Below are 14,829 nucleotides of genomic sequence, written 5' to 3' on the forward strand. Positions count from 1 at the left end.
GACACGCGTACTACTGCTTATGCTATAATCCTCATAAGGGAAAGCGCTTAACCAGTTTCTTTCCTTGGACGTTATTTATCACTTATTGTACCCATATAATTATTAATCAAATTATGACAGGAGTGAAAGAATGACAACAATCCGCTTAACGATGGCACAGGCACTATTAAAGTTTTTGAATAATCAATATGTTGAATTTGACGGACAGGAATACAAGTGCTTTAAGGGCGTAATGGGTATTTTCGGTCACGGTAATGTGACGGGCTTAGGTCAAGCACTGGAGCAATATAAGAATGAAATATTATTTATTCAAGGGAAAAATGAACAAGGTATGGCAAATGCAGCTATGGCTTTTGCTAAGCAAAAAAACAGGCTCGAAATGTTCGCATGCACCTCATCCATAGGACCTGGCGCATTGAATATGGTAACGGCAGCGGGTACGGCTACGGTAAACCGGATTCCATTGCTATTACTGCCGGGTGATACGTTCGCCAGCCGCCAGCCGGATCCAGTGCTTCAACAGATCGAATATCCTCTGGATTACACAGTGACGGCTAATGATGCTTTCAAGCCGGTAAGTAAGTTTTGGGACCGGATAGTAAGACCGGAGCAGCTTATGTCATCTGTGATGCAGGCTATGCGCGTATTGACTGATCCTGCTGATACAGGCGCAGTAACCTTATCTCTTCCGCAGGATGTGCAGTGCGAGGCTTACGATTACCCGGTCGACTTCTTTAGTAAGCGCGTACATCGTATTGACCGCAAGCCGGCTTCGCCAGCTTCTATTGAAAGAGCGGCAGCTATTATCTCCACTAAAAAGCGTCCGGTGCTGCTATGCGGCGGAGGCGTACATTACTCTCTGGCAACCGAAGAGGTTGTGCGTTTCGCTGAGCAGTTCGGTATTCCTGTAGTCGAGACGCAAGCTGGCAAAAGCGCGATTTCCTGGGAGCATCCCTTGGCCTTTGGCGGTGTTGGAGTAACAGGAACGTTAGGAGCGAACCGACTGGCGGCAGAAGCAGACTTGCTGCTGTGCGTGGGTACACGGCTCGCGGATTTCTCAACTGCTTCCAAATCGGCCTTTCATCCAGAGGCAACGGTAGTACATATCAACGTGAGCCCGATGGATGCTTTCAAGCTGGAGGGTGCAGCTATTGTTGCGGATGCTCAGGCTGGATTGCAAGCGTTATCGCAAGAGCTGGCACAACGAGACTATCATGCTTCCTATGAAGCGGAAATGCTATCAGCGTTGAAATCACAATGGGATGCTGAAGTAGATCGTTTGTACAATATCGACATGGAGCAAGGACTTTCACAAACTCGTGTATTGGGTGAGATTAATGGATTTGTTGGTCCCAAGGATGTAATTGTATGTGCGGCAGGCAGCTTACCGGGGGATCTTCACCGTGTATGGAGAACGACGCAACCGAAGACTTACCATATGGAATATGGCTTTTCCTGCATGGGGTATGAGGTTGCTGGCGCATTTGGCGTGAAGCTGGCTGAACCCGACGGCGAAGTATATGCAATGGTTGGCGATGGAAGTTACCTCATGCTGCATTCCGAGCTTGTTACGAGTGTGCAGGAAGGCCGCAAAATTACTATCCTGCTCTTTGACAACCATGGCTTCCAGTGTATTCATAACCTGCAAAGAGGACAAGGCGGAGGAAGCTTCGGTAATGAATTCCGTGGCCGCAGTTCAGAGTCATCGCAATTGAACGGTGATTATTTAAAGATTGATTTTGCCGCTCATGCCCGCAGCTTAGGGGCCGCCTCCTACTCTGTACGTAACGTAGAGGAACTGCGCGAAGCGCTCGCGAACGCAAAAGCGGAGACAGGAACTACATTAATAGACATCAAAGTGTTGCCTGGAACTAATACCGATGGATACGAATCATGGTGGCATGTAGGAGTGGCCGAGGTTTCAGAATCAGAAAGTGTTCAGGCTGCGTACGAGAATATGAAGCGGAAGAAGGAAACAGCCAAGGTCTGGTAAAAAAATGACGAATGGATAATAGGAGGCCTATCAATGAAAATCAAGTACGGCATATCTGCTATCAATTGGGTGAATGAAGATATTATGGCTCTTGGAGATCATTACACGGCAGAACAGGTATTGTCTCAAATGTCCGAGCTAGGCTTTGTTGGAACGGAGTTTTGCCGCAAGTTTCCGCGTGATACCGAAGCACTGAAAAAGCTGCTGGACAGCTATGGAATGGTGCTTACCTCACAGTGGAAGTCGGTGCATTTTAGCGATAAATCCCGGCATTCTGAAGAATTACAGGCGTTCCGTGAGCATGCCGACTTTCTGCATGAGATGGGCTGCAAGCATGTCGTTACTTGTGAAACCGGAAATGCATTTGAAGATTTGAACACGAATAGCGTTCATATCGAACCGTTGACTGATGAGCAATGGAGCAGCATGGTGGAAGGTCTTAACGAGGCGGGCCGCTACTGCAAGCAGCTAGGGATGAAGCTGGTCTACCATTACCATGGAGAAACCGTTGTAGAGAGCGGGGAAGAAATCAAACGTTTGATGGATTCCACGGATCCTGATCTGGTTCATATGCTGTACGATACGGGGCATGCCTATTTCGGAGGAAGCGATCCGTTGGAGATTTTACAGACCTATTACGACCGCATTCCTTACATTCATTTAAAAGATGTCCGTAAGGATGTATTGGAATGGAAACAAGCTAATGGTATTCGCTTCCGCGAAGCGGTACGCAAAGGAATATTTACCGTACCGGGTGATGGAGTTATCGATTTCGCTCCGATCTATGAGGAATTAGCTAATCGCAGCTATGAAGGCTGGGTTACGATCGAGGCCGAGCAGGATCCAGCTATTGCAGAGCCCGTAGAGTACGCGCGTAAAGCCAAGCAATATATTGCAGAAATTACTCCTGCGTAAGAGGTTGTTCAAAAAGCCCCCTTTTGAACTCGTATTTTAAGGAATATACATCTTTATTTTGAAAGAGGTTCAGCACTTATGACAAAAATAAAAATTGGTATTATCGGTGTTGGTCGAATCGGCAAACTGCATGCAGGGCATATCGCTCGACATCCGCAAGCGGAGCTGCACATTGTTTCCGATGTAATGATTTCGGACTCCCTTAAGGAGTGGGCGGCGGAGCTAGGAATCCCCCATGTTTCTGCGGATTATCGTGATGTACTACAGGATCCGGAAGTGCAGGCTGTTTATATCTGCTCCTCCACTCATACACATGTCCCTTTAATAGAAGAAGCAGCAAAGGCAGGCAAGCACATCTTCTGCGAAAAACCGATCAGCATGGATTATTTACAAACTCAGCAAGCATTGGAAACGGTCAAAGAATATGGCGTTTTACTGCAAACCGGCTTTAACAGACGTTTCGACCATAACTTTAAGCGTGTACGTGATTGCGTTCTGGAAGGCAAAATCGGAGATCCTCATCTCATCAAAATTACATCCCGTGATCCGGCTCCACCACCGGCAGAATACATCAAGGTATCCGGCGGATTGTTTATGGATATGGCGATCCATGACTTTGATATGGCACGTTTTGTAGCCAACAGCGAGGTTGTAGAAGTATACGCGCAAGGAGCGGTTTTGGTCGATCCAGTGATCGGAGAGCTCGGTGATATCGATACGGCTATAACGACGCTAAAGTTTGCTAATGGAGCGTTGGGCGTCATCGATAACAGCCGTCAGGCTGTGTACGGCTATGATCAGCGAGTAGAGGTATTTGGTTCGAAGGGCTGCATTCAAATAGCTAATGACCATCCCAATACAGCAGAGATCAGCACGAAGGATGCCGTATACCGCGATAATCCCAAATACTTTTTTCTGGAACGGTATGAGCAGGCATATGCAGAGGAAACTTTGGCCTTTCTTCACGCCATAGTTAATGGTACTAAGGTGCCGGTTGACGGTAATGATGCGTTTCAAGCTGAGCGTATAGCCGCTGCGGCGAAGCGTTCATTGCTGGAAGGCAGACCAGTTAAACTGGAAGAAATCTAGGGAGTATAAGGAGGAATAGTCAATCATGGCCAAATCCGAACTGATCGTATCAAGCATGCCGGAGCCGGATGCTAACGGTAATATCGTAACTGTAACTCCTGCTTCGGCTGGATGGACCTATGTTGGTTTTGAAGTATTCAAGCTAGCTCCTGGTCAATCATTTAAAAGGCAAGCTGATGATTCATCAGAGCTTTGTGCGGTGCTGTTGAGCGGAAAAGCAAATGCATCGGCAGGTAGAAAACAATGGGGAGAAATCGGTGACCGGATGAGCGTGTTTGAGCAAAAGCAGCCCTACTGCGTCTATGTCCCCGCAGGTCTTGAGCTTGGGCTTGAAGCATTGACGGATGTGGAGCTTGCAATATGCAGCGCACCGGCCAAGGGCGAGCTGGAGCCCCGGTTAATTGCACCTGAAGATATAGAGGTTGAAATCCGTGGGCAAGGCAATACAGAGCGTAGAATTCATCAAATTTTACCTGAAAATAAACCGGCAGAGAGCTTGCTCGTAGTTGAGGTGTTTACACCAAACGGCCATTGGTCCAGCTATCCTCCGCATAAGCATGATCAGAATAATTTGCCTGAGGAATCCTATTTGGAAGAAACGTATTATCATAAAATACAGCCTGAGCATGGTTTTGCGATCCAACGTGTTTATACGGATGATCGTTCCTTGGATGAAACGTTGATTTTGAAAAGCGGTGATACGGTGCTCGTTCCGAAGGGATACCACCCAGTTTCCGCTCCTCCGGGATATGACGTCTATTACTTAAATGTTATGGCCGGACCGATCCGTACTTGGAAGTTTCATAACGATCCGGATCATGAGTGGATAATGAAGCAGTGGAAGAAGTAAGACTTTCGTAACATTTAGAGCAGCTATCATCATCATCATAATCATTTCATGGAAGGGGACTCGTATCTCTTATGAGCCTGTTATCATTCGAACAAAATCGCGCAGTCGATTTCATCGGTTTAGGCCGCTTATGTATCGATCTAAACGCTAATGAAATTCATCGCCCAATGGAAGAAACCCGCACTTTTACCAAGTATGTCGGAGGCTCTCCGGCTAATATTACTATCGCAATGGCCCGTTTGGGCATGAAGACGGGCTTTATTGGCCGTGTCTCCGATGATCAGCATGGTCGTTTTATTACTGGGTATTTAGAGAAAGAAGGCATCGATACCTCCAGTGTAATTACGGATCGTTCAGGCAGTGTAACAGGGCTGGCTTTTACCGAGATCTTATCACCGACAGAGTGCAGCATTCTGATGTATCGCGATAATGTAGCGGATTTCAAGCTGGAGACAGGCGATGTGTCTGAGGAATATATTAAAAGTGCCAAATCCATTTTAATTTCCGGTACCGCTCTTGCCAAAAGTCCGTCTAGAGAAGCTGCATTTAAAGCTATTGAGCTAGCAAGAAAGCATAATGTTGTAGTGTTTTTTGATATTGATTATCGTCCTTATAGCTGGGTATCGCGTGAGGAAGCGGGCGTTTACTGCGGACTTGTTGCTGAAAAGAGCGATGTCATCTTAGGAGGCAGAGAAGAGTTTGACTTGATGGAAGCCGTCCATGGGCCGCTACAGCATAACGATCAAGCAACCGCGCAGAAATGGTTCGATCATCATGCCAAAATTGTACTGGTGAAACACGGGGGAGACGGCTCAGTAGCGTTTACGAAGGATGGCAGGGTGCTTACGGGAAGAACATTCCCAGCCAATGTCGTCAAAACCTTTGGAGCAGGCGATTCGTTCGCAGGGGCATTTATTTATGGCATTATGCATGGATGGGAAGTCGACCGCAGTCAAGAGTTCGGAAGCGCGTCTGCTTCGATCGTCGTGTCAAGCCACAGCTGCTCGGATGCCATGCCAACTGTTGAGCAAATTCAAGCTATTATTGACGCTAATCCAGCAAAATAAAAGTTCGGCTGCAAGCAGGCGTTGAATGAAGGGAAAGGGAGAGTACCATCATGCTAATTACGTTAAAAGAGATTGTAGACCGTGCTGCGGACAGCGATTACGCTATACCCGGATTCAATGTTTACGGATATGAGGATATAATACCGGTGATCCGGGCAGCCGAGGAGGTTGGAGCACCTGTTATCATCGCTGCTAACCTGCCCGCATTGAAGCACATGCCTTTGGCTTTTTTGGCCCCGCAGATGCTGACTGCCGCACGCAGCTCATCCGTGCCTGTATGTGTTCATCTTGATCACGGCAAGGATTTGCAATCCTGCATCGATGCGATCAAGCATGGGTTCAGCTCCGTCATGTATGACGGCTCGCAGCTGTCGCTTGAGGATAATATCCGCACAACGAAGGAGATCGCGGATTATGCGCATGCTCACGGTGTATCCGTAGAAGCGGAGATCGGATCTGTTGGCTACACGGACCCTTCTATTGCAATGAAGCACATCCTCTCTAATCCGGAGGAAGTTGAGATATTCGTACGAGAAACGGGAATTGACGCTGTTGCCGTGTCGGTTGGAACTGTGCACCGGATGGAAACCCAGGGAGCCAGCATCGATTTTGAACTGCTGCAGCGGATTCAAGACCGCGTTACCATTCCGCTCGTAATTCACGGATCAAGCGGAGTACCTGATCACGATCTGGAGAAGCTTGTTAAGACAAGAGTTGGCAAAATTAACATTGGAACCGCTCTGCGTATGGCTTTTGGATATACGATGCGGGGAGAAATGGAACAAAATCCAAAGGCATTTGATCGGGTCAGCTTATTCCAAGAGCCAATGGCGGCTGTGGAAGCAATAGCCAAACAGAAATTGATTATTATGGGATGCAGGGGGAGAGCACAATGACAATACCAACATTGAGAAATTTTATCGGCGGCGAATGGGTTGAGGCCGCTTCCGCACATACAGACGAAGTACCGAATCCAGCTACAGGCGAGACGATTGCTAGGGTGCCGCACTCTTCTAAGGAAGATGTGGACCGTGCTGTTGTTGCAGCCAAAGCCGCTTTTCAGGAGTGGAAGCTAGTACCAGTGCCGCGCCGTGCCAGAATTTTATTCAAATACCAGCAGCTGCTGGTGGATCATTGGCAGGAGCTGGCTGAGCTCGTAACTCGTGAAAACGGCAAGGCCTTATCCGAGGCGCAAGGCGAAGTGTTACGCGGCATTGAATGTGTTGAGTTCGCTGCTGGAGCACCGACTCTCATGATGGGCAGCACGCTGCCGGATATCGCTACAGGTATCGAATCTAACTTCCATCGTTATCCAATCGGGGTAGTGGGCGGAATTACGCCGTTTAACTTCCCCATGATGGTGCCATGCTGGATGTTCCCGCTTGCTATTGCTTGCGGTAATACGTTCGTGCTGAAGCCTTCGGAGCGCACACCCATGCTTGCCAACCGTTTGGCAGAGCTGTTCGCAGAAGCCGGATTGCCTGCTGGCGTATTAAACATCGTACATGGAGCTCATGATGTGGTTAACGGCCTATTGGAGCATCGTGATGTCAGTGCAATTTCTTTCGTTGGTTCGCAGCCGGTAGCCGAATATGTGTACAAAACCGCGGCTGCCAACAGTAAAAGAGTGCAAGCTCTAGCTGGAGCCAAAAACCATTCGATCGTCCTTCCGGATGCTAATCTAGATCTTGCGGTTAAAGAGATCGTTAATGCAGCTTTCGGATCTGCTGGTGAGCGCTGCATGGCAACCTCCGTTGTGGTAGCTGTCGGTTCTGTTGGAGACGAGCTGGTCGACAGGCTGGTGGAAGCGGCAAAAGCAATTTCCATCGGTAATGGAATGGACGAAGGCGTGTTCCTCGGTCCAGTTATCCGTGATACTCACAAAGCACGTACTCTCGGTTATATCGAAACGGGTGAGCAAGAAGGCGCCAAGCTTGCATTAGACGGACGTAAGGTGGCGGCAACAGAAGGTGCTGGTTATTTTGTAGGCCCGACTGTATTTGATCAAGTAAATGATGGCATGAAAATTTGGAGTGACGAAATTTTTGCTCCCGTCCTAGCAGTAGTGCGTGCAGATAGTCTGGAAGAGGCTATTGCCATTGCCAACCGTTCTGAATTTGCTAACGGAGGCTGCTTATATACGGACAGCGCCAAAGCGATTCGATATTATCGCGATAATATCGATGCAGGAATGCTTGGCATAAACGTAGGGGTTCCCGCACCGATGGCGTTCTTCCCTTTCTCCGGCTATAAAAAGTCTTTCTACGGCGATCTGCATGCAAACGGCAAAGACGGCGTAGAATTTTATACACGCAAGAAAATGGTCGTTGCCCGCTATTAGTCATCATTTCCGCACTTCCATACTTCCATGAATTCAGGCTTCCTGAGAGGAGAAAGAACGGATGAAAGCTCTTGTCAAAACAGCGCAAGGCCCAGGTCACGTCGAGTTAATCGATGTGCTTGAGCCGAGCTGCGGTGACCGTGACGTCAAGATCGAGGTTAAGTTTACAGGTATATGCGGCACAGATCTGCATGTTCTGCATGATACATTCAAGAACTATCCCCCCGTTATTCTCGGCCATGAATTTTCGGGTGTAATTGCCGAAACAGGTGCAGGTGTAAGGGATGTAAGTGTAGGAGACCGTGTAGCCGTTAATCCTTCTACAGCAGTTACCTGCGGTAAGTGTGACTACTGCAGGCAGGGGTATTATATGTTTTGCTCGATCCGTCGCGGCATGGGACATGGTGTGAACGGAGCCTTTACGAAGTATGCGGTAGTACGGGATGATCAGGTGTATAAGCTGCCTGATGACGTTTCTCTGGAAGAAGCTGCGTTAGCCGAACCCCTTGCCTGCGCTGTACAGGCCGTGGAGGAGCTGACGGATATCCATCTTGGCGATACGGTCCTGCTCTCCGGGCCGGGTCCCATAGGCACGCTTTGCCTGCTGCTGCTCGTTGCCAAAGGCTGCAAAGTGATCGTCGCCGGAACGACGCAGGATCGTCTGCGTCTGGATATGGCGATGCAACTGGGGGCGGCGCTGACTGTTGACGTGCTGCAGGAGAACCTGCAGGAGGTCATTCAGCGCGAGACGGATGGTCGCGGAGTCGATGTTGCCATGGAATGCGCAGGAGTCGAAGCTTCCGTAGCGGCCTGCCTCCAGGCAGTGAAGCGGCGCGGACGATACGTCCAGGTCGGTATTTTGGGCAAGGAGATTCGTTTGGCCTTTGATACCATTCTGTATAAACAGCTGCAAGTGGTTGGCTCATTGGCTCACTCGATGCAAACCTGGAGCCGAACGCTGCAGCTGCTGCGGCAGCGCAGGCTGCCTCTGCTGCAAACGGTCACGCATACGATTCCGTTAAGTCAGTGGAGAGATGGCTTCGATATTTGTGAAATGAAGCGGGGCTTGAAGGTTCTGCTGACTTATGATGAATAAGAGTTATCTTATCCTAATTGAGGGCTTCTTCAATAAATTAGGTAGAAGTGGATGATTTTTCCAAAATATGATACCTTAAGAGGGTATCATATTTTTTTTGGTGGATAAGGAGATTTACAATGATCAAGAAGAAAGTATACTCCGTACTATTGTCTGGGCTCATTAGTATTAGTCTGGTTCCACAGCTTGCTGTAGCAGCTCAGTCCTTGATAGAAATGACGGAAATGCAAATTATGAATATGGAAGATATACATGTAAAAAAATACGAAAAGTTTCTGAAGAGTCCGGATATGTATGCCGACGAAAGTGTTAGGGACGAGTGGCGCAATAAATCGTTGGCAGGGATTCAGGAAAAGAATGCTATCAGCTTGCTGAATTACGATTTTAGAGCCGATATTTACAAGAAGCTCCTTCAATACGAGGAAGAGCATCCGAATGCCCATCCGAACGATGCGAATGAATTTTTTGTGGAATTGTGCGATTGGTATAACTATGCTCACCTAAAGGCGCCGTCTGCTACTCCTGAGCCGATCCCGACTGAGCTGTTCTATCCATTAGAGGCTGGGAAAGTCAAGCTGGATCCATACCTTACGAATCTTTATAATAGCAATCCGGTCAAAGGCTTTAAGGCGCTATTAGCACGTGAAGAAGCTATCAAATTTGCTGATCAATTATTTAAGCAAAATAGCGATAATGACCGCACGGATGCTTTTCGCAAAATGGCTTCTAGTGTATATACTTTGTACTATACCAATGACTATGCATGGGTACGATCTTGGGATGCAACGCAGCAATCGGATGATAATAAATCCTTGCTGCAAAATGAACAGGAGAAGGCAATGGACTCTAATAATGCATTGGTAGGAAGATTAGCTGCATCCAATAATGATATAACTAGTAACAATACCCCAGGGGAAATCAAGATTCTCCTTCACAGAATTTACAACAGCGGGGATTTGATGAAGCTTTCCGAGAAAAGCGGTTATGCAGAAAAGTTTACTGGCAGGAATGCTGACTATACGAAAGTGAACGCAAGTCAGGCAGAATAGCGGCATATAGGGATGCATATCCGTTGAAATACTACAGTTCCAACAGTATTCCTATTAGGTTACAGCATGCACGTGTTCACAGATTAAGTCGATAAGATAGTGTATTTCATAGTAATGCTTCCTCCTCGAAGGGTTATTCAGGGCTTTGACCTGTAGTTGCCCAGCTTAGGAGGAGGCTTTTTTGTATTCTTGCAGTCTTCATTTCATGTTAGTTGCTCGGATATCTTAAATATCTTACTTTTATGCAAGTATAAGTGTAAATAATACATGGTATTTACAGATGGATAGGGTAAAATGGATCAAATATAAACATATTAAATTTGATGTGGATTCATGTGAAAGGGGCTTTCAGTTATGTTCAGCAGGCAAGCTAATGAGGTAGATCATCTCAAAAATACTTTGTGGTATGAGGGACCTGCGGGAAAGTGGCAGGAGGCGCTGCCTATAGGTAATGGACGTCTCGGCGGGATGGTTTTTGGAACGGTTGCTCAAGAGAAAATTCAGCTTAACGAGGATTCGGTGTGGTACGGCGGTCCCAAAAAGGCCAATAATTCTGAGGCGCTTCACTATGTGCCGGAGATCCGACGTCTACTAGCCGAAGGAAAGCAGCAGGAAGCCGAGCATTTGAGCCGGATGGGATTGATGTCTGCACCTAAATATCTACATCCTTATCAGCCTCTAGGCGACTTGTTGATCTATATGCTGGGCCATGATCGTCAGCCCGAGGCCTACCACCGGGAGCTTGATTTGGAGACAGCCGTAGCCAGTGTTACATATAAGCTGGATGGGTTTGATTATAAACGCGAATATTTCAGCAGTGCTGTTGATCATATACTAGTTGTTAGACTGACGACAAATAAACCGAGTGGTTTAACATTTGGCGCTCATCTCATGAGGCGACCTTTTGATGCGGGCACTAAGAAGCTGGCAGATGATACGATCATGATGTTAGGCGAGTGCGGCACAGATGGAGTCAAGTTTCGGGCTGGGCTGAAGGCAGTTGTAGAAGGAGGTAGTGTACAAACAATCGGAGACTTTCTATCCGTTGAGAATGCTGATGCCGTTACATTGCTGCTTGCAGCCCAAACGACCTATCGTCATCAAGATCCGGAGAAGGTGTGTTTGGAGCAGCTGACATCTGCAGCACAGAAGTCATACGAGCAGCTTAAGCAAGCGCACGTAGCTGATTACTCGGCTATGTTCGGCAGAGTCCAATTGGAGCTGGCGGGAGCTTTAGATTCGAAGTCAATCGCTGATGCACCATCCGATTCTATGGAAGCTAACTTACTAGTATCTCAACAGCCTCATAAGCTTCCGACGGATGCCCGTCTTAAACGTCTCCAAGATGGTGGGGATGATCTCGGTCTGGTCCAGCTGTACTTTAATTACGGCAGATACTTGCTAATGTCATGCTCACGCCCGGGAAGCCTTGCGGCGAATTTGCAGGGTATATGGAATGACAGCTACACGCCTCCTTGGGAGTCCAAATATACAATTAATATCAATACGGAGATGAATTATTGGCCTGCAGAGCTATGTAATTTAACTGAATGCCATGAGCCTTTATTCGAGCTAATAGAGCGCATGCTTCCGAACGGCAGGTTGACGGCACAGGAAGTATATGGCTGCAACGGCTTTGTCGCTCATCATAATACGAATCTCTGGGGCGATACACATGTCGAAGGTATTCTCGTATCCGCATCGATATGGCCTATGGGAGCTGCGTGGTTGTCTCTTCATTTGTGGGAGCATTACCGCTTCGGCCTAGATCAGCAGTTCTTATCCGAACGTGCCTACCCGATTATGAAAGAGGCAGCCAGATTTCTGCTGGAATATATGGTAGAAGATGAGAAGGGGCGCTTGATTACTGGACCGTCCATGTCTCCTGAAAATAAATTTATACTGCCTAATGGGGTTGCTGGGAACGTATGCATGGGTCCGGCTATGGATCTGCAAATTGTACGAACTTTGTTTAATGCTTGTTTCGAAGCAACGCAAATATTAAGCTGTGACCCGTCATTTGGCGATGAGCTGAACCATGCGTTGGAACGTATTCCAGGCATCGAAACCGGTAAACATGGTCAAGTGATGGAATGGTTGGAGGATTACGAGGAATACGATCCGGGCCATCGCCATATTTCCCAGCTGTTTGCGCTGCATCCGGGAGAGCTGATCGATGTGCACCGTACACCAGAGTTGGCGCAAGCGGCTAAACGCACGCTTGAACGACGTCTTTCCCACGGAGGCGGGCATACAGGCTGGAGCAGGGCTTGGATCATTAATTTCTGGGCAAGATTAGCCGAGGGCAACCTTGCTTATGAGAATGTGCGTCAGCTGCTGATTAAATCAACTTACCCGAATCTACTGGACGCCCATCCGCCATTCCAAATCGATGGCAATCTTGGAGGAGCGGCGGGCATCGCGGAAATGCTGCTGCAGTCGCACGGTGGTGTTATTGCTCTGCTTCCTGCACTTCCTGATGCTTGGCAGGATGGAAGCCTCAAAGGACTTCGAGCCAGAGGAGGATTCGAAATTGATCTTGAATGGCGCAATGGCTCCTTGAAGCAAGCGTTTATTCGAGCCTCTAATGTTGGGAAATGCCGTATCTATGCTGAAACTGAGCTTGCAGTTAGCTTAGGGGATGAGAAGGTAAGCACGATATTTGATGGAACTGTTCTCGAATTTAATGTGAAAAATGGCGAAACCTACAACCTGATTCCTCTCCATTAAGCAAATGGTAAGATATAATTAGAGCTTTAGCAGAACCCTGTCGAACAGCCTTTTTGGACCTCGACAGGGTTGTTTTATTTTGTTATATTTTACTTATATTTCTAATAATTTGCGCATCATGATCTAAACTGGAGGACGAAAAAAACCTTGGGGGTGGATGTATGGCGCAGATCAAAATCGGAGTTTCTATTAAGAAGGATATTTATAATAGGGTAGGCAATCTGTTGGTTCCGGCGAATACGAAGCTAAAGGAAGAAGACATCAATAAGCTGGTTAACCATCGGGTTGATCTTAGAGAGATTGAGTTTTGGATACAGAAAGATCACGAAGCTGTATCTGATCCAGTTAACCAACTTATCGAGGATGCTTCCATCCAAGTGAAGGAAATTTTCGACGCAATTCGTTATGGACATAGTATCCCTTTAATGCAGATTAAGAAATCGCTGGTACCTGGAATCCGGAAGGCTGCAGAGTCAGCTAATTTGTTTCGTTTGCTTAGTGGGCTGCGGTCCAAGGATGATTATACCTATAAGCACAATATCGGGGTAGGTGTGCTGGCTACCATCATAGGGAAATGGATGAACCTGGATGAGAACGAATTATCTATGCTGATATTGGGTGCAACGCTTCATGATGTCGGTAAAATGAAAGTTTCGAATGAGATTTTACATAAGCCTGGAAAGCTGACCGATACGGAGTATCAGTTAATGAAAAGGCATACAATCGATGGCTATAAGCTGCTTAAAAGCACGGAAGGCACTCCTCATCGAGTGGCTTTGATTGCGCTGCAGCATCATGAACGTGAGGATGGGAGTGGATATCCTTTTGGATTGAAAGGGGACAGGCTCGATGATCTCACGCAAATTGTCAGCATAGCCGATGTATTCCACGCAATGACCACACAAAGATCGTATCACGCAGCTTCTTCATTTTTTTCAGTCATCAAACAGATGCATTCGGATGTGCTTGGCAAGTTTAATGCCAAAATTTTCTTCGTATTTATGAACAGAATGATGGAATCGATGGTTGGAAATGAAGCACTGCTGACGGATGGAAGAAGAGGTACGATTGTTATGGCGAACCGCTTCGATCCAATCAGACCTTTGATGAAAGTAGACAGCTATTTCATTGATTTAAGCAAAGAACACTCTGTTAATCTGCAAGAAATATTAGGATAATGTTCGAAGGGCAGCAATTTCACTAAATATGCTGCGAAGTACTCAAGTTTGCAGGAATTTTGGCAAATTGTGTCGAATAGGGATATAAGCATCAGAGAACCTGAAAGGGGATAATATATGAAATATTCCATTTGCCAGTTCGTCAAAATTGTTGATATGAATGACGAGATTATCTCGGAGGTTCTGTTTCAACACGGTGAGCATGAGCTATCTGCTATAGCAGTAGGCTCGTCTGTTATTACATATCAATTGGGACTGCAGCAGTTTGAGGTTGTACAAGACAAAAGAGCGGGTAAGCAGCAGCGGAGTAAAATTGTTGATATTGAAATCGATTTGTTGGTTAAGCCTGCAACTACGCGAGCCTATCTGGAACCTATCGTATTGATTATCGGCCAGCATGATGTCGGCGAAATAGTATAACTGAGAGATCTAAAGAGAAATTAGGAACAACCTCTATAAGTATTCTACATAATAAGTTCCGGTTGTACGCTTAGCGTGCAGCCTTTTTTCTGTGGATTATC

12 protein-coding genes are annotated in these 14,829 nt (G+C 47.0%); all 12 read left to right on the forward strand.

Going from position 1 to position 14,829, the window contains the following annotated elements:
- Positions 1 to 130: 130 nt before the first annotated feature.
- The 12 genes from iolD (at position 131) to GC093_RS03220 (ending at position 14,728) form a co-directional block, all read left to right on the forward strand.
- Positions 131 to 1,993: a 3D-(3,5/4)-trihydroxycyclohexane-1,2-dione acylhydrolase (decyclizing) gene (gene iolD / locus GC093_RS03165; protein ID WP_171650405.1), complete on the forward strand. Its 1,863-nt coding sequence runs from the start codon at positions 131 to 133 to the stop codon at positions 1,991 to 1,993.
- A 33-nt stretch (positions 1,994 to 2,026) separates the two neighbouring features.
- Entirely contained in the window at positions 2,027 to 2,908 is an 882-nt protein-coding gene (gene iolE, locus GC093_RS03170) for a myo-inosose-2 dehydratase (protein ID WP_171650406.1), read from the forward strand.
- 78 nt (positions 2,909 to 2,986) lie between these two features.
- The gene (gene iolG / locus GC093_RS03175; RefSeq protein ID WP_171650407.1) at positions 2,987 to 3,997 is read left to right on the forward strand and encodes an inositol 2-dehydrogenase; all 1,011 of its coding nucleotides are present in this window, start codon (positions 2,987 to 2,989) and stop codon (positions 3,995 to 3,997) included.
- Between the two features lie 25 nt (positions 3,998 to 4,022).
- Positions 4,023 to 4,847 (forward strand): 5-deoxy-glucuronate isomerase, encoded by an 825-nt coding sequence (gene iolB, locus GC093_RS03180; protein WP_171650408.1) that lies wholly within the window; start codon positions 4,023 to 4,025, stop codon positions 4,845 to 4,847.
- Between the two features lie 71 nt (positions 4,848 to 4,918).
- Complete coding sequence (gene iolC, locus GC093_RS03185) at positions 4,919 to 5,914, forward strand: 5-dehydro-2-deoxygluconokinase (protein ID WP_171650409.1); 996 nt, start codon at positions 4,919 to 4,921, stop codon at positions 5,912 to 5,914.
- 50 nt (positions 5,915 to 5,964) lie between these two features.
- Positions 5,965 to 6,810 (forward strand): class II fructose-bisphosphate aldolase, encoded by an 846-nt coding sequence (locus tag GC093_RS03190; protein WP_171650410.1) that lies wholly within the window; start codon positions 5,965 to 5,967, stop codon positions 6,808 to 6,810.
- Entirely contained in the window at positions 6,807 to 8,255 is a 1,449-nt protein-coding gene (locus tag GC093_RS03195; RefSeq protein WP_171650411.1) for a CoA-acylating methylmalonate-semialdehyde dehydrogenase, read from the forward strand. Before GC093_RS03190 ends, GC093_RS03195 begins: the two co-directional genes overlap by 4 nt.
- Before the next feature lie 61 nt (positions 8,256 to 8,316).
- Positions 8,317 to 9,351 (forward strand): zinc-dependent alcohol dehydrogenase, encoded by a 1,035-nt coding sequence (locus tag GC093_RS03200; protein WP_171650412.1) that lies wholly within the window; start codon positions 8,317 to 8,319, stop codon positions 9,349 to 9,351.
- A gap of 119 nt (positions 9,352 to 9,470) precedes the next feature.
- A complete protein-coding gene (locus tag GC093_RS03205; protein WP_171650413.1) occupies positions 9,471 to 10,400 on the forward strand; it encodes a DUF6973 domain-containing protein in 930 nt (309 codons plus the stop codon).
- 354 nt (positions 10,401 to 10,754) lie between these two features.
- Positions 10,755 to 13,130, forward strand: coding sequence for a glycoside hydrolase family 95 protein (locus GC093_RS03210; protein WP_171650414.1), 2,376 nt, complete (start codon positions 10,755 to 10,757; stop codon positions 13,128 to 13,130).
- Between the two features lie 161 nt (positions 13,131 to 13,291).
- Positions 13,292 to 14,308, forward strand: a complete 1,017-nt coding sequence (locus GC093_RS03215; RefSeq protein ID WP_171650415.1) for an HD-GYP domain-containing protein — start codon at positions 13,292 to 13,294, stop codon at positions 14,306 to 14,308.
- Positions 14,309 to 14,425: 117 nt separating this feature from the next.
- Positions 14,426 to 14,728: a hypothetical protein gene (locus GC093_RS03220; protein ID WP_171650416.1), complete on the forward strand. Its 303-nt coding sequence runs from the start codon at positions 14,426 to 14,428 to the stop codon at positions 14,726 to 14,728.
- Positions 14,729 to 14,829 lie beyond the last annotated feature (101 nt).

The organism is Paenibacillus foliorum, from assembly GCF_013141765.1.
GTDB lineage: Bacteria > Bacillota > Bacilli > Paenibacillales > NBRC-103111 > Paenibacillus_S > Paenibacillus_S foliorum.